The 26,581-nt window shown below is 43.8% G+C and carries 17 protein-coding genes; all 17 read right to left on the reverse strand.

The genetic code is table 11. The features are described 5' to 3' along the window. Positions 1-146 precede the first annotated feature (146 nt). The gene (gene metK, locus F0220_RS27275) at positions 147-1,349 is read right to left on the reverse strand and encodes a methionine adenosyltransferase (RefSeq protein WP_105600112.1); all 1,203 of its coding nucleotides are present in this window, start codon (positions 1,347-1,349) and stop codon (positions 147-149) included. Positions 1,350-1,604: 255 nt separating this feature from the next. Then, positions 1,605-1,877 carry an alpha/beta-type small acid-soluble spore protein gene (locus F0220_RS27280; RefSeq protein WP_105600114.1) on the reverse strand — a complete coding sequence of 91 codons (273 nt, stop codon included), beginning with the start codon at positions 1,875-1,877 and terminating at the stop codon, positions 1,605-1,607. Positions 1,878-2,025: 148 nt separating this feature from the next. Further along, a complete protein-coding gene (locus F0220_RS27285) occupies positions 2,026-2,619 on the reverse strand; it encodes a hypothetical protein (RefSeq protein WP_105600116.1) in 594 nt (197 codons plus the stop codon). Positions 2,620-2,792: 173 nt separating this feature from the next. Further along, positions 2,793-5,408, reverse strand: a complete 2,616-nt coding sequence (locus F0220_RS27290; RefSeq protein ID WP_149846825.1) for a hypothetical protein — start codon at positions 5,406-5,408, stop codon at positions 2,793-2,795. A gap of 527 nt (positions 5,409-5,935) precedes the next feature. After that, on the reverse strand, positions 5,936-9,571 hold the full coding sequence (locus F0220_RS27295; RefSeq protein ID WP_181155500.1) for an S-layer homology domain-containing protein: 3,636 nt from the start codon (positions 9,569-9,571) through the stop codon (positions 5,936-5,938). Between the two features lie 518 nt (positions 9,572-10,089). After that, a complete protein-coding gene (locus tag F0220_RS27300) occupies positions 10,090-10,431 on the reverse strand; it encodes a hypothetical protein (protein ID WP_036612519.1) in 342 nt (113 codons plus the stop codon). A 205-nt stretch (positions 10,432-10,636) separates the two neighbouring features. Then, positions 10,637-14,581, reverse strand: a complete 3,945-nt coding sequence (locus F0220_RS27305; protein WP_105600121.1) for an S-layer homology domain-containing protein — start codon at positions 14,579-14,581, stop codon at positions 10,637-10,639. Positions 14,582-14,745: 164 nt separating this feature from the next. Next, a complete protein-coding gene (locus F0220_RS27310) occupies positions 14,746-15,873 on the reverse strand; it encodes a glycosyltransferase family 4 protein (protein ID WP_036612523.1) in 1,128 nt (375 codons plus the stop codon). Positions 15,874-16,251: 378 nt separating this feature from the next. Continuing rightward, complete coding sequence (locus tag F0220_RS27315; RefSeq protein WP_105600122.1) at positions 16,252-17,010, reverse strand: WecB/TagA/CpsF family glycosyltransferase; 759 nt, start codon at positions 17,008-17,010, stop codon at positions 16,252-16,254. A 7-nt stretch (positions 17,011-17,017) separates the two neighbouring features. Next, positions 17,018-18,199, reverse strand: coding sequence for a polysaccharide pyruvyl transferase CsaB (csaB, locus tag F0220_RS27320; protein ID WP_105600124.1), 1,182 nt, complete (start codon positions 18,197-18,199; stop codon positions 17,018-17,020). Continuing rightward, positions 18,175-20,196: a DUF5693 family protein gene (locus tag F0220_RS27325; protein ID WP_105600125.1), complete on the reverse strand. Its 2,022-nt coding sequence runs from the start codon at positions 20,194-20,196 to the stop codon at positions 18,175-18,177. Before F0220_RS27325 ends, csaB begins: the two co-directional genes overlap by 25 nt. 408 nt (positions 20,197-20,604) lie before the next feature. Next, entirely contained in the window at positions 20,605-22,326 is a 1,722-nt protein-coding gene (locus F0220_RS27330) for a phospho-sugar mutase (protein ID WP_105600127.1), read from the reverse strand. A gap of 111 nt (positions 22,327-22,437) precedes the next feature. Next, entirely contained in the window at positions 22,438-22,869 is a 432-nt protein-coding gene (gene fabZ / locus F0220_RS27335) for a 3-hydroxyacyl-ACP dehydratase FabZ (RefSeq protein ID WP_036613058.1), read from the reverse strand. Between the two features lie 488 nt (positions 22,870-23,357). Next, positions 23,358-23,582 carry a DNA-directed RNA polymerase subunit beta gene (locus F0220_RS27340; RefSeq protein WP_017691949.1) on the reverse strand — a complete coding sequence of 75 codons (225 nt, stop codon included), beginning with the start codon at positions 23,580-23,582 and terminating at the stop codon, positions 23,358-23,360. A gap of 12 nt (positions 23,583-23,594) precedes the next feature. Next, positions 23,595-24,434 (reverse strand): flagellar hook-basal body protein, encoded by an 840-nt coding sequence (locus F0220_RS27345; protein ID WP_091012963.1) that lies wholly within the window; start codon positions 24,432-24,434, stop codon positions 23,595-23,597. 44 nt (positions 24,435-24,478) lie between these two features. Further along, positions 24,479-25,363, reverse strand: coding sequence for a flagellar hook-basal body protein (locus F0220_RS27350; RefSeq protein WP_149846826.1), 885 nt, complete (start codon positions 25,361-25,363; stop codon positions 24,479-24,481). Positions 25,364-25,465: 102 nt separating this feature from the next. Beyond that, positions 25,466-26,464, reverse strand: coding sequence for a rod shape-determining protein (locus tag F0220_RS27355; protein ID WP_076209800.1), 999 nt, complete (start codon positions 26,462-26,464; stop codon positions 25,466-25,468). Between the last annotated feature and the right edge of the window lie 117 nt (positions 26,465-26,581).

Below are 26,581 nucleotides of genomic sequence, written 5' to 3' on the forward strand. Positions count from 1 at the left end.
GGTTAGAGAAGGGATTTCATTTAGTTATTTGGGGATTTATTCCATAATTTTTCCTTAGTCCATGACAAGCAGTAAAATCGATGGAAGCACAAAAAAGCCCTTAATTCCTTATTGGAATCAAGGGCTTTATTACTATTGCACCTAAATTACAGACCTGCTTGAGTTTTCAAAAGGTCTACTTTGTCCACTTGCTCCCAAGGAACATCCAGGTCTGTACGGCCGAAGTGACCGTAAGCTGCTGTTTGTTTGTAGATGGGGCGACGCAGATCCAGCATACGAATGATGCCAGCCGGACGAAGATCAAAGTTGTTGCGAACAAGCTCAACCAATTTTTCTTCGCTGACTTTGCCAGTTCCGTATGTATCCACGTTGATCGATACCGGGTTGGCTACACCAATCGCGTAAGCGAGCTGGATTTCCACTTTGTCTGCAAGTCCTGCAGCTACGAGGTTTTTCGCTACATAACGAGCCGCATAAGCAGCGGAGCGGTCTACTTTTGTCGGATCTTTACCAGAGAACGCACCACCGCCGTGACGTGCATAACCGCCGTAGGTATCTACGATGATTTTACGTCCAGTGAGGCCTGCATCTCCCTGAGGTCCGCCAATAACGAAACGTCCTGTTGGGTTGATGAAATATTTAGTCTGCTCATCCAGCAATTCAGCTGGAACGACAGGCAAGATTACATGTTCTTTGATGTCTTTTTGGATCTGTTCCAGTGTAGTCTCTTCAGCGTGCTGAGTAGACACAACGATTGTATCTACACGTACCGGCTTGTCACCGTCGTATTCAATCGTTACTTGCGTTTTACCATCCGGACGAAGATATTCCAATGTACCGTTCTTGCGCACTTCCGCCAGACGGCGTGCGATACGGTGGGACAGAGCGATTGGCAAAGGCATGAGTTCAGGTGTTTCGTTCGTTGCAAAACCGAACATTAGACCTTGGTCACCTGCACCAATGTTTTCTGTTTCACGAGCGACTTGTTCCGGGTCACGGTTCTCAAGCGCTGCGTTCACGCCTTGGGCAATATCAGCGGACTGCTCATTCAGAGAAGTCAGAACTGCACAAGTGTTATAATCAAAACCGAACTTGGCACGTGTGTAGCCAATATCCTTAATTGTATTACGAACGATGGACGGAATGTCCACGTATTCAGAAGCTGAACTGATTTCACCGATGACAAGCACTAAGCCTGTGGCTACGGAAACTTCGCAAGCTACGCGAGCATTGGGGTCGTTTGCAAGAAACGCGTCCAATACGGCGTCTGAGATCTGATCGCAGATTTTATCCGGATGTCCTTCAGTTACAGACTCCGATGTAAATAGATGCCGGCCTTTAACAGACATGAAGTTTCAACCTCCCATAACTAGTAGTATGGCGATTGCCCGAACAAAACATGACAGCGATTCGTTCACTGTACCCTCGAAGCTTTCCGAAATGGAATAAGGACGCGGAGTCCGCAGTACCGAAGATAAGGATTTTTCAGGTAATTGCCTCAAACGAAAATCAACCTTTCCCTAGTGGAAAAGGTTGTATACCTCAAGTGCCATCTTAACGTATTTGTCAAGACGTGTCAAACGAATTGGGGTAAGGAAAAAGCTCTATAAGTGCTGTTCTGCCTGGCGAATTAGCCTTTTGGTGATCTCTCCACCAACCGATCCATTCTCGCGGGAAGTCAGATGTCCCCACCCTTTGTATTGCCCATAAGAGTGATCACTTACTGCACCCAGTTCAGATCCAAATTCTGTATCCGCACCAGCCAAACCTCTGCCACCATAACCCACATTGAGACCAAACTCTGCAGCAATCTCATACTTCATCTGATCCAGCATTTGACGACTTTCGGGTACCACTTTGCGATTGCTTCTAGCCATAGTTCCTGCACCTCCATTAATTGATTGTCAACAGTTATAGAGTGAGCAGGAACAAGACTGACTAGCCGTATTAATGTTTGTTAGAACTGGGTAATCTGAGCAAATGAAATGTATGACGAATGAATAATTCCTTTAACAGCTACAAAACCTATTTCAGAGTATATCCACCACGAACCATTACGGTTAAGCTGTATTTGTTCCCTTCCAATACCGTGATTCCCCGTCCATCCCTTGGAAAAGAGAGCAGGTGATTGGTCGGCGCTGCCTGTCCATTCGTCAGGTCAATCCCGTCCGTCAGATCAGCTACTCCGTTCGTACCTTCACTGACGATCACAGCTTTACCGCTACGTACAATGAACTCCGCGCCAGACTTGCCGATCAGCTGTTGACCCGGCTTCACGGTTACGATCTCAACGGCATCAGAAGCGCCCGAGACCAGTGGAGGAAGGGATGTGTCTCCACCTGTGCTACCTGAGTTCCCGGTTCCTGCAGAGCCGGTGTTGTTACCATTTCCTGCATTGCTGTCTGTTCCCGTATTGGTACTACCTCCTCCAGTCGGGATCTTACCGCCCAAAGCTTGTTGGATCTGCTGATCTACATAACTCTTCGTTACGACTGGATCATCCGCTGTTCCTGGTTGGCTGGTACCTGCTCCAATGGCTGTATTGCTGTATACCGACCCAACCCACACGCCAACACCAATGGCGAGCGCAGCGAGGGATACTTTCATATAAGGTTTCATGTGAATCATTTTCCTCCTCTGGTAATCTATTAACTTTAACTATAGAGAAAAAGTAGGGATGCGACAAGCAAAACCTCGTCTCCATATTGTCGAAGACGAGGTTTTGCTTTCATAAATAGCAAGAAATAATAGCAAGTATATACAGTACGTATTCTTGAATTGTTGTTATCTGGCTATTCAGCCCCACCCTCAGGAATCACAGGAATTTCAGGTTCTTCTTTTGGCAACTTAGATACATCATATCCATAAGCTTGCTCTGCAAGAAGCAAACGTTGTCCTTGGAACTGATCATATATCGCTAAGCGGTAAGACCCACCTCTCAATTTTTCAAAGAAGCTGTCCTCTAAGCTCCAACTTAAAGTCTGATTACTTCCTACTTTCAAATCCGTACCTGGAGTCAGTTCTTTCTCGAATACTTTTCCATTCTGAGCTGTAAATGCAAGAATCCATTTGTGTTCATACTCAGCCATTTCGATCTCTTCACTACGATTAAGCGTGTAATTCATGTCAACTTGTACAGAATTGCTGCCCACAAGATACGCTCGAACACTGTTAGCAGTTAATGAATACGGATAAAGATCAATGTTGTTGAAGTTCCCTTGAACACTTATTGAGGTTGGTGGTACCTCGAATGCCATTGCATTCACATAAGCGGTAGCTTCACCTTCACCAGTAACAAACTTGCTATCTGCAACGCCCTCACCCACAAGCAGACGCAAATCTGAGAATGTAACTGACTTCGGAAGTTTCGCCGAGAACGTCACAATTGACTTCTGACCTGGGCCAGGTGAGCGTTCAGATTGTTTAGCAGTTGCTTTGTAATATTGACCGTCCGATGTCTTAAAATATCCTACCAATTTGCCAAGTCCGTTCTGACGTAGTGATTTATTGGTCATCTCAAATTCGGTATATACTATATCTGAGGATGTTCCAGGATAACGTATCGTTCTACGAACACTCATTTCAGTCTCTTTATCCAGAGCACCAGATGTATAAGTCTTACCTGAGCCAACATAAGATACAGGTTGAATCAATCCTGATGTGTTCAAGGTAATCCACTCATTCGTTTCTTCTTCACTAACTTTCTCGATCAAACTCACTTCAAGACGCCCCATGAGGAGTTCAGAAGGGATTTTGGTCAGAAGATACGCTTCAGTGGTCATGCCTGCCCCAAGAAGCTTCCCACTTTGGGTGTAGATCAGTTTCTTGTCACCATCGATCTGAGCTGAATCAATCGTGAACATTGCTTCGAGCTCTGGAAGCTGCACTGTTTTGGTTCCCGCATTACGAATCGTGACTTTAGCTGCCACAATATCACTGTCTAACCACGGCAAGCGTTGTAATGAACCCAAAGATACGCCAAATGTACCTTTATTGTTCTTGATTACAGTCTCTGTAGTTAGACCATCACCGCTTGATACAGATTCTGGTATAGCATAGATTCCTACAGGATAGGAAAAAACTAAGGTACTGGAGGAACTCGTGGATTCTGTAGTTTCGCTCTTATCCAAAGGACTCATCGCATATAACTTGATCTGACTTGCGTCACCATTACCTTGAATTGCGGTATTAAGTTTAATAGTTTTGATATCTCCAGGATTTAACTTCAACGTATCTAATGCCTTTGTTTCAACAGGATAAATGGTACCATCTGCAGTACGAACTTCAAAAGTATAAGTAGGAACCTTAATCACCTTTTTGCCCTCATTCTTCAATACAAACTGCATATTCAAATCATATTCATTCTCATTTACACGTATTTTTGCAGACTCAAGTAAAGTGGACAGTCGTTGTCCGTCTATAGAAATTATATTAGGTTCATTTGCTGTCGTTTCTACGTTTGATGTGCTTGCCTGCGGTAATTGTAAAGCCGCAACAGGTAGTGCTGTCTTCTCTTCACCCTGTTCCTCTACCAGTAACAATTCTGATTTTAATAGCTTTACCGATGTTGGTAAGGACACCATTAAGCTAAGTGTCTTGTTTGCCTGCGCCTGAATACTGATGCTTGCACTATCCTTATCTGGAGTTAAGGGATAATTGGTACCGCTTGGAGTGCGCAAGATCCATTTGATATTCGGATTCTCAAGCAATTTGTAGCTGATATTATTCAGGTTCACGCCGACTTTGACATATTGATTCTTATTTTCCCCAGGAAATACCTTAATACCTGACACCTTAACCTTCACAGACGAGTCACTGAGACGAACTGTTTTTGTCTTCCCTACAGGTGTTGTAATACTATACGATGCAGGAACATTAAATTTCCCTAAGGTACTTTCATAATTAGGCTTACTGAAATCCCACTTCACAATCAGGAAGTTCAAATCACTCAGCTTTACTTCACGTCCAACCTTCATCGTGTAAGTTAGATCTACGCTTGATCCAGCAGCTACGGTTTTCTTTTCTTGATCCTTGGCAATCAGTTTCGGTGAGAACAGCGTACCACCTTTTGTTTTCACCTTACTCCAGTAATCGAGCATCATTAATGGTTTGCTATCATTGTTCTTATAGGTCAATGTGTATGTAACAATATTACCGTCATCTTGAGATAAAATATTCACATCTGTTAACCTAACTGAGCTACGTGCGGTTACCTTAACAGGAGACAAGTTCCCTAAAGTATGTACTACCTTGTTCTCTGATGTTGCTTTACTAGATGTGGTATTTGAACTATTGGTAGTAGTTTTATTCATAATATTATCATTGTTCGCCGCAGCTGTAATTCCAGTAGTTGAACTTAATACTAATACACTCGCCAAAAAACTCACTATAACCATCTTTTGCTCCACTTCCAAACCTCCCATAAGTTGCTTAATGCTTTATAGTATAAACGTTTGAGAGAGGGAGAAAGTTACGATGTTGTTGGTTTTGGGCGAAAAAAGATGGTTAGAGACGGTATTCTTTTCGTGACGATAGTCATATAGCAAAAACCTCGGAAGCGTACGTTAAGAACAATATGATGAGTCTCCTATTGAATAGGTTACAAAAAAAGGATTGAATCAAAAGTGTATTATACCACTAGAGGAATATTATGTATGTCTACATATATGAATGGATTTCAAAACATTTCTCTTTGCATAATAACTACTTCATTTCCTCTTTAAGAGCTTCAATACATTCTCAAATGCATCAGTAACAGATAGAACCTTATCCTTCAAATACTTGAATTTTACTTTCAAATATCATTACCGCTACAATACTCTTACTCAAACTGAACAGTCACTTACAATTGGATGAAGCGATAGATCTTATCATAATCAATAAAAAATGGTCAACCACAAGTGGTTGACCATTTCGAAACAGATGATGCGATTAGTTAAGGCGCTACTGTTCCTTCAAAAGCTGTTGTAGCAGCTCCCAAAGTTGAAACAGCAGTAGTTAAGTTAGCTGTTGTAGAATTTGCATTGTCTACTACAGCTTGAGCTGCAGTGATAGCAGTTTTGTAGTCAGTGATGGCACTTGCAGGATATTGACCTGTAGCATTACCAGCCACTGCTGCATTAGCTTTAACTGTAGCTGCATCGATTGCAGATTGAGCTGCAGCTTTTGCAGTAATGTAATCTGAAACTGCAGTCAAACGAGTTTGAAGATCAGTTTTAGCTGCGCCAGCTGGCAATGTTGTAACTAGTGGTTGTGCTGCTGTTACATCAGCTTGCAATTTGCTACCTTCAGCTTTTACTACTGCTGCAGTTGCATCAGCTACTGCTTTATCAGCAGCTGTTGCTGCGTCAATTGCATTTTGAACTGTAGTCAAACGAGCTTGAAGATCAGTTTTTGCAGTGCCAGTTGGCAGTGCAGTAACCAATGTTTGAGCTGCTGTTACATCAGCCTGTACTCGAGTAGTTTCAGCTTTTACTACTGCTGTTGTTGCTGTTGTTACTGCTGTACCTGTAGCACCCTCTAACACATTACGATCAGTTTGAATGTTAGAGAAAGATGCAACTTCGTTTTTCACAACAGTGTCGTCTGTAAGATACTTAGATCCTGTGAAGTTGACAGTATACTTAGTATCAGCAGTTCTGCTTGCTCCATCTTTAAGGTTAATAGTAACGAATTCATTACCTGCAACAAAACTTACTGTAAAGTCATTACCTGCAACCAGCTTTTTATTGTCGAAATAACGTACAACTTCAAAGTCTTTAGCAAGCAGCGTTTCGTTTGCAGCAGTGTCTAATTTAAGCGTCTCAGAGAATTCTACTTTGATAGTTTCACCAGTTACTTGCAGATTTTGATATCCACCAGAAACATTAGGTTTAACAACTGGAGCTACTTTATCAAGTACAGTAGTAGTTTGGTCTGCAACTGTAGCAGAAGAACCAGCCAATGTTACCAGTCTGTTAACGTTAACCTTAACGTTCAACCCACTTGTAGCAGTACCAATGTCATTCTCAAGAACCAATTTAACAACAGAAGTTCCATCAAGTACTACTTCTTTGATAGCAACTTGATTACCCGCAGCATTAGTTACAGTAAATGCATCTTTAGGAGCAGATGATACGCTTGAAGACAATTTAACTTGAATTGTGTTTTTCGCTGTCAGAGCTGCGCTATGTCCAGTATAGTCTGTATCATAAGTAGCCAATCCAACAGTAATATCAGCAGTTGTAGGAATTACATTCAATCCGCTGTTATCAACAAATTGTTTCAGCAAGTTACCAGCTGTATCTTTCACACCAAGAACATACAAGTTTTGTACATTTCTTTGTGTAGTAGAGTTCCCAGCTGCAAATACAACAGGTTGATTTTTGTAAGTTTCAACAAATTTAATGGAAACCGCTTTGCTGTCGTTCAATACAGTGATATCAGCCAATTCAGGAGTCAATGTAACTCTGTCTCCGTTAATTTGGACATGATAGTTAGAGTAGTCAGCAAGTGTTGCTGGATCCATTTTCTTGTCAAATCCAACAATTACAGTACGGTTACTAACGCTAACCAATTTGGAATCCAATTTAGGAGTCGTTACATCAGCCAAATTCACTTTACCGCTGTAGTCAAGCATTGTGTTACCAAGTCTTGTGTTGTCTTTGATGTTTTTGATTGTCACTGTGTTATCGCCTGTGGACAATGCAGTGTACAATTCAATTGTAATAACATTATTGTCATTACCACTTCTTACTGCATCTTTCACAGCAACAACTTTTCCGTCTTTATCAGTTACACTATAGTTCTTAATTTCTTTTACAGAATCATTAAGAAGTGCTTTAGAGAAAGTAACTTGAATGTGTTTGGAATCGATTGCTTCTGCTTTTCTTACTTCAGGACGAGTTTGGTCAATTTCAGCATTAACTGTAACTGAAGTGTCCTTAGCAATTTGGTTTCCAGAGTAGTCTTTCACTCCTTCAACATAGATCAATACAGCACCTGTTGGCAGAGCGTTTGCTTTGTCAAAAGTGAATTTGTATTTGTTGTCAGCCAATGCTTTTGGTGTTCCAGTAGCTTTGATTTTGTCAGTACCGGATTTCCAGTATACGTTGTCTGAATCAAGAGTTTCTGGATCAACTTCTTCAGAGAATGTAAGAGTTACACTTTCCAAAGTTGCAGTTGCTGCAGTAATTGTTGGAGCATCTTTGTCTTCAACAACTGTGATGTCATGTGTAGAAGTCAGGGATACAAAACCAGCATAGTCTTTAGCGCCAACTACAGTCAGTTTGTGATCTCCAACAGTAAGAGCTGAAGTGCTGTAAGGTGTCAACACAACTGTTCTCAATGTAGGTTGAGTGATTTTACCGAAGTATGCTTTGCCATCAAGTTCGAAGTTACCTTGTGCTGGCAATTGTACCGGCTCACTGAATACTACTTTAACGGATTTAGTACCCAAAGATTTAACTGATTCAACTTTAGGAAGCTCATTGTCCGCGATTGAGAATTCAACGTCTTTTGCACTTACTACAACATTACCAGCTTTAACGTTGGAAACATTTAAGAAGTCAACTTTATTGTTGTTCAAAGTACCTTGCAATTCAACTGTAACTGTTTTCTTATCATCAGACAGTGTAGCAGTTTTGATTGCTTTGCCTGATTTCAAAGAGTAGTTAGAGATGTCAGTAGCAGTATCTTCATCAACAGTACCATCAAATGCAACAGTTACTTCTTTCAGGTTAGCTGCAGTTACTTTTTCTACTTTAGTAGCTGTAGTTACTACATAAGTAACTTTCTCAGTGAATTCTTTATCTTTGTAAGTGAATTTCACTTCAGTTTCTTTGTTAGCTTCAAGAGCTTTATCCAAAGTAACTTTTACAGTTTCGCCATCGCTGATTTTGAACTCAACTACTTTACCAGCCTCAGATACTGTGTAAGAAGTTACTTTCAAACTTTGTGCTTCGTCAATTGCGTAAGCAGCGCCTACAAGCAATTCACGGGAAGCGTTAGCACCGAAGTTAGCTTTAGCATCGATCAGACCAGCGTTGATTGCTGCTTGAGCGTAACCTTTAGCCCATGCTGCTGCAGTGTTGTCAGTTTCAGCTGGGATTTCAAGGTCAAGTGCACGAGTCAAGATTGTAGCCATTTCAGCTACCGTCACTTTACCGTTGAAGTCAAAGATTTTTTTCTCTACGTTTTTACCTTCCATGATACCCGCAGCAGTTACTGCTTCGATGTAAGGTACAGCCCAGTTCTTAGCTGTGTAGTTTTTGTCAGTGTAAGAAAGAGTTCCAGTGATCTCTTTCAGACCCAGCAATTTAGTGATAACTTTTGCAAACTCAGCGCGAGTCATGTCTTTGTCAAGACCTGCTGTACCATCCGGATAACCGTTGAAGATACCTTTTGCTTTCAATGCATCAAACTGTTGTTGCGGGGAAACTGCTGTGTCACCGAATGCTACAGATGCAAACATTGAGAATGCCATTGCTGTAGACAATGCTACGGATAAAATTTTCTTCATAACCTTTTTTTCTCCTCCTTGGGCGTTCATAACATTTGAATTTTCTTTAATAGGGTCGCTCGTATTTCTCATATATTGTTGCACCCCCTTTCCAGAGTTTGTGAGCAAGTTAATATAAATGATGTCTGTGAGCATATCACAGAAACTTGTAAACTAGGTTGTAACGCAGATTTACACGAAAATAGAGTAGTTTCCTAATCCTACCTTACGTATTATACAATGGGTCTCTCGTGCCGTAAAGCAATTTTTTCTAAAAAATAGACAAGATTCTTCACGAGGTCATTCTTGGTAACAGGCCCAATGTTTTCGACTCTACACTTTAAACGCAGTAGATTTCAAAAAGTTGCGGATTGCACAAAAAAAGTTTTGATTTTTTTTATGTATAGGTACAGTGCGGGTATTGAAGCCATTCAAAACCTTTTCAAACCGTTGATACAGTAGTAACTTTGAATTATGATCTCTGGTTTGTCTGTGCTACCAACGTTTATTTATACCCGCAACTTCAACCTATGAAGCGACAAAATTCACAAAAAATAAAATAAAAAAGCACCCCTATTGGGATGCTTCTGGTGCAGTTCTGGAAATATAAGTTATTTAATCTTCATCGCGAGTTCAATAATTTGAGCACGCATATTTGGATCACTGTTCAATCTCAGATACATATCGTCAATTGGTTGTCTGTTCTCACGGTACGTTTTCTCATGCTTCATCGTTGTGTGAGACCATTCAATCAACTCATTCTCAGCCAGAACCAGATTGTTATAAGCATCATGGAAGCCAGTGGACTGTACAAGCCCTTCCATAACTTCCTGAGAGATCTCCTGAGTCTTGCGTGTATCTTCCAACTTTTTCTCCAGAATGACTGCCTGCTTCTCAAACTGTGTCTTTGCCTTCATGTAGCCCAGCTGGGCTTTCGAATAAATCGGTTTCATTAGCTAACTTCACCCTCTAGATCATTGTGTATTTACCGTTATTGTATCTTAAACTCTAGCAAATTACAAAAATAGTTATTGGTAAAAAACAGTTTCCTTCTATTATAAATGTGTTGTTTGTCAATTTGTTGACCGTCATTAAAAAGAACCTACCCCTTTAATGAAAGGGGCAGGTCATAGAACAAATTTCATCTCATAACTAGAATTAACTCAAGTTTTTAGGGAATAGCTTCGTACTCTTTTTGAGTAGTTCCACTGCGATCTTAGCAGCCTCTGCACGAGTCAGGTTTCCCTTCGGATTGAATTGGAATTGCTGCTTGGTAGAACCTGTTACTGTTACAGGACTACCTTCCATGATTTTCGCTTTGGTGACGGCTTGAACAGCCGGTCGTGCATAATGCTCAATGGAGCCGGAATCTTGGAATGATTTAGCAAGAGCAGCTGAAAGTTTACTGTCATTTATCGCGAGCTTACTACTCATCGCTCTAGCAATCATGACCGCAGCCTGCTCACGCGTTATCCGATCCTCCACCCCAAAGTATCCATCACTTAACCCTTGTACAATTCCCGCACGAGCTGCTGTCTCAATGGCAGCAAAGCTCCAAGAGTTCTTCTCTGCTCTTTTCGACACATCAATAAATGTCTGCTTATTAGCATCGTAATTAAGGGGGATATTCAGACCTTTAACTAGCAATGTTGCAAATTCCCCACGTGTGGTTTGATCATCTGCACCGAACTCGCCTGTACGAAGTGCTTTCATTATGCCTTTTGAGTACAAAGCGTTCAACATATTACGAGCCCAAGGGTGATTCGTTATATCCTGGAAGCTTTTGCTCTGCTTCATAACTTTATAATAACCGAACTCGTCGAAAGGCACAGTAATGGTGTGTGCTTTGGTATCAACAACCCCACCAATCGGAATCCACTGTTTCTGATCACTTACATCAGTATAGCGGAATACGGTAATGGTTGAGCCAACTTCATCAACAATACTTGGATCATATTGAAGCGTCAGACTTCCTCGCTGTGAAGGAGTGAGAATTCTTGAAGTTGGATACTCAGGATAATAACCATAGATCGAATATGGTGGTATACCATCCGTATAAGGTAAATTGTTCAACTCACCCAGTCCACCGTTAATCCAATATACATCTGAGATTAAGGTAAAGTTCCCAGTGTTGTTTGTTGAGCTGAATGCACTAATTAAATCCTCTCGAAGTGCGATAGCACTTTCCCCACGAACAGTTCTCATGTCTCGATCAATATTTATTACATTGCCGTAATCATTCTTACGTTCCAGTACACCGTTCAGAGGATCAGCGATACCGAATAGAATTTTATTGTCAGGATAGAACTTCGTGCCTCCATCAACTTTAGCCTGAAGAATTGTCCCCTTAGGGAAAGATAATGTCAGTCCTTTGTTGAACACCGTATACTTGTTAGCCACTTTAGGAGCCATAAACTGACTGTCTACGGTTACTGCCGCTGTATAGAATACGTTGATCGTTTCATTAATTGTACTACCATCTCGTTCAATGGAAATTTTGATCTTATTATCCTTGTCCGGTTTCAAACCAACGTAATCATAGATATACCGATTATTCATGTCTGTACGTTTTGTTGCCACATTCTTATCAATTACTACTCGAGAAGCACCCTCCGCTTCAATATCGAACCGAATATAGTTTTTGTTAACAACAATTTTATCTCCAACTGTCGGTTGTGGTGCCACAATACGGAAAGAAGATGGTTCACGGACGATCTCCAGCCTTTGTGTTGTTCTGGCACCTGTGCTGTTAATTAACTCAAGTGTATATACCTGTGTACCTGGCGAATCAAATTTCAAGTTCTTGATCCGAGCTATAAACTGTTTCTCATTACCAGCAAAGTCATACTTTTTGAGCTGAGGCGATGGACCATCCTTATCCAAATCAAGTGTCAATGTACCTGTCTGTTCATGACGGAAAATCAATTCAGAACCAAAGTAGACATTAGCAATCTGGGCGCCGCCACCTCTAAACACAAGATCATAGGTATCTTCACTTGTTACGTATTTATTCTCTTTATACGCAAAATCAGGAGTTACAGCGAAGATGTTACTCATCTCTTCTGATGTATAACTTGTTATCTCCTTTTCATAAAACGGTGCTCTCGCGTTAGAAGACTTAGGTACAGCTGTAGGCATAAATGAATCAATAGTAGATACATTTTCATCAATAATATACACCGTAAGTGTTCTCGTAATTATTACTGGTGCACCTTTTTCATCCGCATCTGTAGCCGTAATACGAATTATATTTTGCCCATAACCAAGAGGGCCATCTTTGGTTATACCCAAATCAAACTTGAAGTTATTTCCGGATAACGTTGGAAATCCTGTATCTGGTTTCTCCACTTTACCATTTACTTGCAACTCAGCTTTAAAGCCAGTTTTGGGTCCAGTTGAATTATCCACATTGCGGAAATCAAGATACTTACCGATGACCTCTAATTTCGCAGATTTATTGCCTGAATTAAACTTAAATGTCTGACCATCTTGAAGGTTTTCGATATATATCGAACTGCTTGATGCGTAACTTATCCAAGCTACAAAAGGTAACTCAGGCGCTTTAGTTGAATCTCCATAATAAAAACTGATCTTCTGTTGTCCACCCGAAATTTTGTTGATTTTATATATTTGCTGAGTATCTTTAAGCCCTGCAGTATTATCATTAACGGGCGTAATACTTAATGGTACTGTTAGTGAAGGAAGATATTTACCATTGATGTCTGCACCCTTGATTGTTTGAGTTGACTCAACCAGGATGTAAAATGAATCTTCCGCCACTTTAGTATAGTCAGTTTTGTTCAACTGAACTTTCGAATCAACTGGACCACTAGTGTAACCAGGCAGATAATAAACATTCGTTATATCTTTGCTGTCTGGTGAGTAAGTAAACTCACCCGTATATCCAGTATTAAATGATCCATATTGTGCAACCACTTTAATCGGCTGGTTTTTAATCGGCACGCCACCAGTAGCGGCCAAAGTATATTCTCCAACACCTTCAAATGTAATCATTCTGTACTGATAGTCAACTCCATTAGCACCAGTAATAAGGATATCTTTACTAGAATCAACTGTTACAGGATAGGTAATGTTATTTACTTCAATACCTGTAGTACCGTCAAATGGAGTCGTAGAGTAAGGCAATATAAGTTGACCCGACAGTTTAGCTGTTGTTGCCGGGGTTGAGAAGTTTGCTTTGTTATTAAGAACCGACTTCTCCTCTCCAGCAATGTTAATCTGCAAGTCTGCAAATGCCTGATTCTTGTCAAAGTAATACAACGTTCTTTCAACTGTCATCGAACTGGATGGGCCAACAATGTCAAACACAACTTTGTTTTTACCACTTGCAAGCTCTAATGGTGGAGTAAAGAACTTCTGACTAATCTCATTATTCTGGGTAGGAAAAGCATCTACCTTAGTCCCACCATTGATGGAAAGGGATACTTTAGTTGCATTCTGAAGCGTTAAACCGAAAGTAACATCTTTCGTATCTACAATTGTTTCTGACACACCATTCAGATTGAATTCTTGTCCATTGCCTGTGGTGAAATCAGTCGTTACGGTTAATTTCTCAATTAATGGAGTTTCTTCGTATAAAATATAAAATGTATTAGAGCGTTCAACATTATTTAATCCACTTCCAGTTAGGGTAACCTGGTTAAATCCCGGAAACAAGTCTAATGTAGCTGTGAACTTAGGGGCAGCTTGAGAACCAGCATCAGCTATGATACTGCCTGTTCTCGTACGTCCTGCCTCAACCGTCCATTTCGTGTTATTGCTAGATAGAGTTAATTGTTCCACCGATGCTTTCAGGTTATCAGTGCTAACCCCCGAGAATGTTCCTGTAACTGTGACCTTTGAGTCTTTGGTAACGTAGGCTTTATCTCTTGTAAGAAATACCTTGTTTGCATTAGCAGCATCAATCGAAAGATCAGATGTCTCTCGCAAGGTTTTCAAATCTGGGATGAAGTAGGAAGCTGTACTAGGATTAGGCTCATCTGCAGCCGAAGCAACGGACCCACCGAATAGACCTTGTGGGAACAATGAGAACACCATGGTGACCAACATGATCCAGACCAACGGCCGTTTCTTTTGTTGCATTAAATATCATCTCTCCTCTTTTAAGTCAGTTACCTTTATATATCGGCAAAAGGTTCCAATTATTTAGTAAAAACCTCAAAATAAACAAAAAACCTTATCCACATGGGATAAGGCTGGGTCTGGAATAATATTCAAGAATAGCTGTAACCATTACATTTATCTATTTATGATTTCGAACGGGTCTCCGGATTCAGCTTGACGCGCATACGCATCAGGAAGTTAATAACCGGTCTTCTCGTTTTGCTAACAAGCCCGATGACTTCCGCTCCCACCTGGAGGAAGAACATCATGATACAGATGACCACAAACGTTACCCAGTTCGCTTCAAACATGGCAGCAGACGATTGGATAATCGCCAGAACTCCGAAGAATGCGGCAATTCCGTATATGATCAGTACCGTCTGACGGTGACTGAATCCAAGTTCACGCAAGCAGTGATGCAGGTGACCTTTGTCCGGTGCAAATATCGGTTTCCGTTGTACCGCACGACGGATAATCGCGAAGAAGGTATCCGAGAGCGGCACACCGATAATGATCAGCGGGGTAATAAAGGACACGATAGCAATTTGTTTGAATCCGAGCATAGATAGCATTGCCAGAGAGAAACCAAGGAATAGTGACCCGGTATCCCCCATGAAGATCTTGGCCGGGTGGAAGTTGAAGAACAGGAATCCGATGATACTACCCAGCAACACAAGGCACATCAAGGCGATCATCATGTTCCCCATCAAGAAGGACATCACGGCGATGGTACCAATTGCAATACCAGATACACCGGCAGCAAGACCATCCAGACCATCTATCAGGTTAATCGCATTGGTTACACCAACGATCCATAAGATCGTCAGCGGAATGGATACCCAAGCTTCAAGTGAAGAATAGGAATCCTGAAACGGGATGTTAACGAAATCTACCCGGATATTAAATCCAAATACAACGACAGAAGCAGCAACGATCTGACCGAGCAACTTCACTTTGGCTGACAGTTCAAACCGATCATCGAGTGCTCCGATCAGCACGATAATTGTTCCACCAATCAGAAACGCGCTGACAAAACTCATATCCCGAGTTGTGAACCATGCCGATACAAACGGAAGCAATGCAGCAACTGTAATAATAAAGGCCAGGAATATCCCCAGACCACCAAGACGCGGCATGATCCGTGTGTGTACTTTACGTGCATTCGGCGTATCCATTGCGCCAATGCGGACTGCGAACTTTTTGACAAGTGGTGTCAGGGCAAGAGCCAGTCCCATTGACACGATAAATCCAATGATAAAGATCGCTACCATTTGAACATTCGACCCCCAATTATAATACCTGTACGAAATTATAAATCCCCTGATCTCTTTTTATATATATAAAAAATTATTTGTTAGTCACTTTTGATGAAAAATGCCATTTGCACCAGAACGGAGAGGGCAGAAATAACCTGTAGAAGCGAAGCGTTCGCCTTTATCACGGGATTTCAACCTTGAAAAGGTTAGAAAAAGAAATCCAGGGATAACAGCGATCAAAAGGTTATTCTGACATCGAAGTGGCAACGTGCAACTTAAAGTTTCATTTGAGTGGCACACATGTAATCCGGAATGAATTATACGCTCATCACACCCGAAAAGCTATCCTCAATTTCTAGCATAAACAAGCAATTATCTCTTAATTACCTGTTTTTAACGGACTTTTGTCACGTTTTCTTTGTCACGCATCACCTTAACAGCGAATTTCGGAAGCGCAAGCATCCGACCAGCCCGGCTTGGTTCACGTAATAAGCGATAAAACCATTCCAGTCTTAACTTTTGGAACAGCACAGGCGCACGTTTCGTTTTGCCCGAAATCACATCAAAGCTGCCGCCTACGCCCATGGTTACGGGAACTTGTAGTGCATCTTTGTGCTTGTGAATCCACGGTTCTTGTGTGTCGGCCCCACGTGCTACAAACAACAGATCAGGTGCCGCTTCCCGAATGGAAGCGATGACCTGTTCATCCTCAGCCGGACCAAAATAACCGTCGCGATAACCCACAATTCGAATCGCCGGATATTGCTGTTGTAACCGAACTGCCGTTTCTTGAATCACCTCAGGGGTGGAACCAAGCAGATATACGCCCCATCGATAGTTTTCTCCAACACGCAGCAATTCATGTAAAAGCTCAAATCCCGGCACTCGCTCAGCTACTGGATCTCCACAATAGTTTGCCGCCCATACAACTCCTGTTCCATCAGGAACAATTAATTCCGCAGATTGCATGACTTCCATGATTGCGGGATTTTCCAGTGCAGCCATAACCATGATCGGGTTGGCTGTAATGACTTGATGTGGTTGCTTGGACAGCACAGCTTCCTGGAGAACCTTTACCGTTTCTTTCATCGTCAGTTTGGAAAAAGGAATGCCGTAGATCGAAACGGTAGGTATGGATCCGGTCTGACTCATCTTTATCTCATCCTTTGCGGCCTAAATAGTTAATAATCTGCTGTGCAGGCACTCTGGCTTCCTGCTTCAATTCGGTGATGCCATCTTCATGTTCCTTCAGCCACTGTGATCGTTGATCCAGCAATCCAACGACAGTCTTGGCGAGTTTGTCGCCATCGAGTGAGCTTGTATCCCCTGCTGGTTCACTATCTAGCCGAAGCAAGAATTGATCGATTTTCGGGTCATACGAGATACCCACCGGTGGCACATACTGCGAAGCTGCATAGATCAGACTGTGCAGACGCATACCGATAACAAGATCACACTCGCTGACTTCCTCCAGCATAAGCTGAGGGTCGGTCAGGTCCTGTGTGATGCTAATCTCGCTGCCTTTGCTGGTCACATCACCGAGCATTTCCATAAGGAATCGTGATGCCTGTTCATCAACCGGCAAATGAAATGGCAGAAAACGCAAGTGCACCGCTCTTTTGGAGCACAGCTTTTTCAATCCTGCTGCAATAGCCGTAAGTTCCTTCCGGTCTGATTCCCAAAAACGTACCGATACGCCGATCACAGGAAGCTTGGTATGTCCTCCAGTTGAAGGTTCCACTCGATTAGCTTGAGTAGCAGCATTTGCTGAGACAGCACCTGCGCCCCTCTCAACTTTTGTTTCAGGTAATGGCAAACCCATTACGGGGTCGGGTACAACATGGATCTGATTCCACTGTAACCCGAGCCCACGCAGGTAGTCTGCAGATTGTTCATCCCGAACGGATACATAGGTGCAGGCCTTAAAGACCGATTTAATCATCGGATTAAAAATTTTACGATTCACAGGGCCAATCCCCTGTGCATAGATAAACGTTGGTTTTTTCAGCCACTGGGCCAGCTTGATTACACCCAGATAATAAGGAATGGATTTCAGGCCAGTTGCATCCTGCAATAGACTTCCTCCACCACTGATTAACCCGTCGCTCTCCTTGAGTGCTTCACGGACTTCCTTCAATTTCATACGATGCACGGAGCGCACACCATACATGGCGGTTGTCGACTCGGGATCACCCGAGAGAACAATAGGTTCAATCGTTATGTTCGACCTTTGGCTTTCCTCTTCCAGCGCTGTCAAAATCGACTTTAGCACCGCTTCGTCTCCGCTATTGCGGAATCCGTAATACCCCGAGATGACTAACTTTTGAGAAGTGGTGACCATTTTTTCCAACATCCTTCCGCTACTTGCCACACACCCACAGCAATGATACCGAAGATTAAGCCAAGTCCCAATCCCATCACTCCACGAATGAGTGACAATACAGCCGGCGTATGGATATGCGCAAACGTATCCACCATGGACAACTGTCCAATCGCTGCAATAATGAGCACAAAGATGACTTTACGATATTTTAAAGCGGCGAACACGCCAACGATAAATAGCGGGTGTCCCAGCATAAATTCTTTGAATCTCGGCCGCACACCGAACGTATCTTCCAACGTGGTACGAAGGAACATCTCGAATGGTGTTACTGAACCCGAGTTGCCTGTACGGCTCAAGTAATAGTACCCAACAACGGCAGCAACCAATGCCAAAACAACCATTAAAACATTAATTGGCATACGAAGCATTTCTTTAATTTTCTTAATAGAGAACGAACCTGAACCACGATAAAACACAATATATATCGCTACCAGTGCCATCGGTGCAAAGTGCAACAGACTCACGCCGCGGAACTGGTTGATCACCAGACTGTACGTAATGCTGTTAAGCAACGCGATAACAAAAGGTACGGCCAGGAACGACAGAATCGAAGTTCTTACATATAAAACTATAGTCTGTTTCAAACGACGACCCGCAGATGCGTCGGGTTGACGCTGTTGCTGATAGTTCACTGTACGAACGGCCAGCACCATCGCTATGGTCGGCGCGGCTATGGCCACAAGCAAGGCAATTCCTTGCTCCAGCAGCGTTGGTTTCAAGAGGAACAATCCTGCACTGCCCACCAAAGTAACCACAAATGCGATCAAGGTCAGTAGTGGGATAAAATAAGAAACCATAAGTGCAATCATGGCAATTGCACCAACAAGAGCAACCAGCTTGGCATAACGCTGAATCGAGGAATCCTTAACTGTAAATGCCTCAGCTTGTCCTAGCTCGAATCCATGCTTTGCCATGCGTTCTACGGCATGACCCGGCTCACCCAGGCTGTTGATCAGATTCTCAATTGGATCTGTAATCATGGCCTTTGCTGTATTCCGGCTTGGTGATGCATTCATATAGAGCATACGAATGTTGCGATCCTTAGTTGCGAGAACAAAACGGTCAGCGATCGTGTCTACGTCCAGATTGGCATCTCCATCACTAAGCGAGTACAGACGCGTAACGTTGTAATCCGTTTTATAAGCAAGGGTCTGGAACCCAGACTGCGGTTTCTTCAAGTTTTCAATGGCTGCAAGACCAATATTGTGCTTATTTAGCAACTGTGCGAATTGGTCGAGACTTTTCATCTCTGCATTATCATTGTACCCTTTCACAGCATCACCATCAAACAAGATGCGCTTTACGCCATTCTCTTCGAAGAAGGTAAGCAAGCGCTCCATTGATTCCTGGCTGTATGGCACACTGTCCGAGATCCGCGGCAAAATGTAGAAACCTTTATCACGCAGCATCTTCACAGCAACCGGATCGGGCTGCAAAGGCTGCATGTTGGCATTCTCCGGAGGAGTCTGCAATATTAAGCCGCTACGACCTTCATATTCCCATGGTTGCACCGGAATCTGCCGATCAGCGAACGTTTGTTCAATAATAGGGGTATACGTCTGTGCGTTTTCCTCCGATGTAAATAACACATACGTGTAATTTGCATTAGAAGGGATCACATCTTTAGTCAGGTTCGCGAGATCCTGGCCGTTATATACCATTAGTCGGCGTGTCTTTCTAAGCTCGTCCAATGTACTTTCGAACACAGCCATCGTTGTTACGCCTGCGTCTTTTAGACGAGTCAATTGTTCATTCATGAAATCTTGCGGATGTGCCTGATACGCGGAGATATCTAGCAGACCTCGATAGTTGAAGACAAGCTCCACCTTTTTGGCAGAAGATTCTGTCTGCACCCGATCACTGATTACAGGGATGGACGCAACCAGACCGATAATAACGACGAGCCACAACCACTTCCGAGAAGCGTTATTCCAATAAAGCCATTTTTGACGCACTACATGTACCTCCTCAAGTGTTGGAACCAAATGCACGTTCAGCTCAAGTAATTCGTTCATTTAACATTCATACAATAGGTTACAAACAGCTTGTGTCAACAAGCCCTGATATATGCCATATAGATTGAACTAAAGCATTATTTACACTTGCCACTTCGATGACAGAACAACCTTCCGATCGCTGTTATCCCCCGATCTTTTGATTAATTTTATGAAGGTGAAAATCTGGCGATAAAGGCGAACGTTCCACTTCTTCAGGTTATTTCTGTCCTCTACGTTCTCGTGTAAACGTTTAGTTCAATTTATATAGAGCCATCTATAATATTATTTCAAAGAAAAACCCCTCCGCCAACCAACCTTACGGTGCGGAGAGGCCTTCTCATGTTCTTGCTCATTGTTGCATTCGTATTATTGTGCGTCTACACGCGACATCACTGTAGTCACCAGACGCTCGATCCGGCTTTCCGCATCTTCCAAATTCTCTCCACGAACAGCGAAGTATACTTTGATCTTCGGTTCAGTTCCTGAAGGGCGCAAGCAGAACCATGAACCGTCTGCCAAAATGAACTTCAGTACGTTCTCCTTCGGAAGACCGTCCAGACCAAGGGAGTAGTCCAGTACATCTTGTACAGCAATTCCCGCTACTTCTTGTGGCGGATTGGAACGCCAGTCCGTCATTTTGGCCTGAATCTGAGCTACACCGTCTTTGCCTTTCAGCGTACGGGACTCCAGCTTCTCCAGGAAGTATCCGAATTGGTTGTACAGCTCTTGCAAGACATCATACAACGTCTTGCCTTGGCTCTTATAATACGCAGCTGCTTCAGCAATCAGCATCGAGGCAAGGACAGCATCCTTGTCGCGGGCATAGTTGCCGGAAAGGTAGCCATAACTCTCTTCATATCCGAACAAGAAGGTATGACTGCCTGTTGCTTCGAACTGGTTCATTTTTTCACCAATATATTTGAAGCCTGTCAGTGTGTTCATCACTTCTGCACCGTAATGTTCAGCAATGACAGCACCCATCTCACTTGTTACGATCGTTTTGACAACTGCGCCATTGCTTGGCAGTGTTCCTGTCTCTTGCAGGCGACTGAGCAGGTAATGTACCATAATGGCACCAGACTGGTTACCAGACAAGACGAAATATTTGCCATCATTGTCTTTCACGACAGCACCCATACGGTCTGCATCTGGATCTGTTCCGATCAGAATATCGGCGCCCACAGATTCCCCCAGCTTCATTGCAAGCGTAAACGCTTCGCGTTCTTCCGGGTTAGGGGATTTCACGGTAGAGAACTCAGCATCCGGCTGTTCCTGTTCCGCTACAATGTGTACCTGCTCAAAACCGATCTGCTCCAACACGCGACGTACAGGGATGTTCCCTGTTCCGTGCAGCGGTGTGTATACGATTTTGAAATCACGACCTACGCCGGATTGGATCAGTTCGCGGCTCAGACTGCGGCTTGCTACGGTATCCACAAACGCTTGGTCTTGGTCTTCACCCAACCAGATCAGGAGCCCTTGCGCTTCTGCTTCTTCTTGCGTCAGCTTCTTCACGTCAGCAAGGGAAGGAACTTCCTGGATGTACTGAATGACTTTTTCCGCTTCAGCTGGTACCAATTGACCGCCCTCATGATTGTAGACTTTGTATCCGTTGTATTCCGGTGGGTTATGACTCGCTGTTACAACGATTCCGCCAGTAGCCTTCTGATTACGCACTGCAAATGACAACTCTGGAGTTGAACGCAGGGATGGGAACAGCTTGGCTACAATGCCGTTTCCAGCCAGTACAAGCGCAGCATCCAGTGTGAATTCAGGTGAGAAATGACGGGAATCATGAGCAATGACAACGGAAGGTTTACCTTCTTGGTCACCATGCTGCTCAAGCAAATAACGCGCAAATCCTTGGGTTGCCCGACCTACGGTGTAACGGTTCATCCGGTTGCTTCCGGCACCAATGACTCCGCGCAATCCACCTGTACCAAACTCCAGGTTTCTGTAAAAACGTTCCTCCAGCTCTTTCGGCTGATCCTGCAAGTCACGAAGCTCCTGTTTCGTTGCTTCATCAATCGAAGCATCCTCCAACCATTGCTGCAACGTCTCTGCTGCTGCTGTGCTTAACTGTTCCATTCTGATAAACCCCTTCCGTCTATATAAATTCAGGTGTGCTGAGTTACTTCAGCATCTCGCATCGTTCGGTCCGTCTACGTTCCTGCATGATGTCAATGCTCACGTATGTAATCAGCTTGGGTCAGACAGTGCAAACATGATCTCGCCTTCAGCGACCACTTTGTCGTTCACTCGGGCAGTTGCTTTACCTTTACCAATCGAACCCTTGAGACGTGTAATCTCCACTTCCAGAATCAACGTATCTCCGGGCACAACTTGTCCACGGAATCGGAAGTTGTCCAGTCCCGCCAAAAATCCGATTTTTCCTTTGTTGCCTTCCAAATTCAGAATGGCTACCGCACCAACTTGAGCTAGTGCTTCTGTAATCAGTACACCCGGCATTACTGGATACTCTGGGAAATGACCAATGAAGAATGGTTCGTTAATGGTTACGTTTTTCAAACCAACGGCACGTTTGCCATCCTCAATCTCTAGAATCTTGTCCACCAGCAGAAACGGGGGGCGGTGCGGGATGATTTCTTGAATCTGTTTGATATCGAGCACAGTGTAATCTCCTCTCAGGATGTTTATATGAGCGTTCTTCATCATGGATTTTTCATTTGCGCATAGGTGACCGTTACGGTTACGGATCGTTCTTTCGATCGCTGTTGTTTCCTAATGTTTCTGAATTATTTTCAGATGGATAACATTAGGAAACAAAGGCGAGCGCTTCGCTTCTTTCGAACGATTCCGTTCCCTCCACTGACTTTAGTGCGAACATGGAAAACCTGATTATGATCAAGTCGAAGCTCATATAAATGGGTTTTTAATTTTAAATTTTTGTATGGAAAGCATATTTTCGGTTAACACTAGTTATATCCTTCATGACTGCAGTAGTGAAGGTTAAGATAAGGGGTCTCTCTTCGCGATGACGAATGTCTTTCGCAGGGGAGGCCTCTTTTGTGACGTCAAACGTCATCCATCATTATACTGTTTTCAACGTCAAAAAGAAAACTCCTGCCTGCGCAGGAGTTTTCGCTTAACTCGTTACATTATGGAGCGAACACCAGATTATATACATGTTCCCATGTACTCCATTGCCATACGGAACCGATATCCTGTTTGCCCAGTACCACATATCCAGCTACCATTCCGCCAGCAAGGGCAAGAACAAGCAGGACCGGAACCAGGAACCATCTTGCGATGCGCCATCCACTCTTCTTCTTCTTGACTTCCTTTTTCTCCGGCTTACTGTTCTGCTGCTGTGTTTCTGTCATCACATTCACCTTTTACGCTCTCATATTGTTGGCAAGACCCAACATGGAATCACTTGAAGTTAGCGCCTTTGCCGCCAGTTGATATGTCCGCTGTCCTTGCATAAGCAAAGACATCTCCTGTGTCATATCCACATTGGATTGCTCCAGATATCCTGGACGAATCATGGCAACCGCTTGACGTGTAGCTGCATTAGCGCCAAATACATCATCCTCGGTTAATCCCGCATCCAAGCCAAAGAGGTTATCCGCATATTGTACCAGACCTTCAGGGCGTTCAATGTCTACCACTTGCAGTTGTGCCCCAATGGTTGCGTTCGCCCCATTACCACGTCGGATTAACAGGTTGCCATTTTCATCAAAAGCAACTTTGCTATTATTCGGTGCCGTAATACGATTACCTTGACGATCCAGGGCAAAGTGGCCTTCACCATTGACCATCACCATCATATCAGGTGAATTCGGAGTAGGCTTAGGTCTTGTATCAGGCACAAAATGAAATGCACCCTGACGTGTCCACATTTTCTCCCCGTTCGCTTCAACTGCAAACATGGCATTTCCTTCAATGGCCAGATCGGTCGGAAGGCCGGTCTCGTTCAAGGGGCCTTGAGACATATCCTTCGTCACATCCGCCAAACGAGCGCCAAAACCGAGGTTATATCCCATCGGTGTGGAGCGTCCATCCAATTTGTACTTGTCCGGTTGTTGTTGCACCCGGGTCAGCACATCCTCGAAGGCCGCTTGCTTGCTCTTATAGCCTGCCGTATTCACGTTGGCAATATTATCGGCAATGACATCCAGTCGTTGCTGTATGGCGGTCATGGAAACCTTGGCACTAATCATGGAATTATTCATCGGTGGTTACCCTCCCGCTACGCGGTTATATTTAAACGTCGGCGTTATACACGCCCGACTTCATTGACGGCTTTATCCAGACTGCGGTCGTAGAATTGTACGATCTTCTGGTTTGCTTCATACGCACGGAATGCGGCGTTCATATCAACCGTTGCCTGTGAGGCATCAACATTGGAACCTTCCAGGTATCCCTGACGGATCTGCACATTATCACCGGCAGCCATCATCCGGGACGTTGCCCCGTTTGCATCACTAAGACTGAAATTGCCATTACCTTGACGAACCAGTTGATTCGGTTGGTCAATGACACTAATGCCGAGAGTAACCCCTGTCGGTGCACCCGTTGCTGCATCCACCAAACGGCCTTGCTCATCCACTTTAAATTGCTCTACGGAACCTGTCAACACTGCAGGTTGTCCATTATTATCCAACACTTGTGAACCTGTTGAACTCAGCAATTGTCCCGTTCCAGTAATCTCGAAGTGACCATCGCGTGTATATCCGGTGTTACCTTCTGCATCCTGAACTGTAAAATACGCCTGAGGCTGGTAAGTCACCGTGCCGTCGGCCCGTACAAATTTGCCTGATGCGTCAAACGGGACAGGTTGTCCAGTCTGCGGATCATTGACAGTCATATTGGATGAAATGGAAAAATCATTTTTCTGCCCAGTCTCCATAATGGTCCCCTGCAAATTCATGGACAAACTCTCTTCCGCGAACACCCCCGTGTTCAGCTTGCCCAGCCGCTTTGTCGGGAGATTTGCATCTCCGCCTACCAAAGTAATGAGCATTTCCGGGAAGGAACGGCTTACGCTGTTCACCTGTTTGTATCCCGTGGTGTTCATATTTACGATATTCTGTGTTGCTGTGTCATGGCGGCGTTGTTGCGTAATCATTCCCGCAGTAGCGGTGTACAGACCTCTTAACATGAATTAACCCCTCTCCTCAAGCGCTTGACCTGCATCACAGGTTGGCTGCTTGTCCGTTCTGCTTTCCGAGCATGGCGAACCTTTGCTATTTATATCGGCAGATTAGAACTTTTTCTTAACCACCTGATCCAAATTATTAAGCATTATGCCTGTCCCCTTCACGACACAGTGCATTGGATCTTCCGCAACCCATACCGGTACATGCAATTCATTGGACAAAAGCTCGTCCAGTCCGTTCAGCAATGCACCTCCACCAGTCAATACAACACCACGGTCGATAATGTCCGCTGACAATTCAGGCGGTGTACGTTCCAATACCGACTTCGCTGCGACGATGATAGATTGCACGGAATCCCACAGCGCTTCCTGTACTTCTTTTCCCGATACCGTTACGGTAACTGGCAGACCGGATACCATATCGCGTCCGCGAATATCCATCTCCGTTTGGCCTCCATCCGGATGCACGGAACCAATCGCAATTTTGAGATCTTCAGCGGTCCGTTCACCGATCATGAGCTTGTACTTGGCTTTGATAAACTTGATAATGGCTTCGTCGAACTTGTCCCCTGCGACTTTAATAGAAGAGGCGGTGACCACGTCGCCCATAGACAGGACTGCAACGTCAGTCGTACCGCCGCCGATATCCACGACCATATTGCCGCTCGGCTGAAAAATATCCATTCCCGCACCGATCGCTGCCGCTTTCGGCTCTTCTTCCAGAAACACTTCTTTGGCACCGCTGCGTTCTGCCGCCTCACGGATGGCCTTCTGCTCCACGGAAGTAATGTTCGTTGGTGCACAGATCAAAATTCGAGGGTGGCTGTACCAGCTTCTTGCACCCACACGATTAATGAAATGTCTGAGCATCGCTTCTGTAATCTCGAAGTCCGCAATAACGCCGTCACGCAGCGGTCTAATGGCAACAATGTTACCTGGAGTACGCCCCACCATACGACGCGCTTCTTCCCCAACAGCAAGGACACGCTTCGTATCTCTTTCAATGGTCACGACGGAAGGTTCATCGAGGACAACCCCACTTCCTTTCACGTGAATAAGCACGTTGGCCGTGCCAAGATCAATACCGATATCCTTGCTAAACATAAAAGAGCCCCCAAAGTGATATTATTTGGTCAGCGTATCCTGTGAAAAAGAGTCCCTTATCACGTCACCGCTCGTTCGACAAAGTGCAACATATATATGTAAAAATCGGGCTGATAA

Origin of the sequence: Paenibacillus sp. 37 (genome assembly GCF_008386395.1) — a bacterium.
Classification (GTDB): Bacteria; Bacillota; Bacilli; order Paenibacillales; family Paenibacillaceae; genus Paenibacillus; species Paenibacillus amylolyticus_B.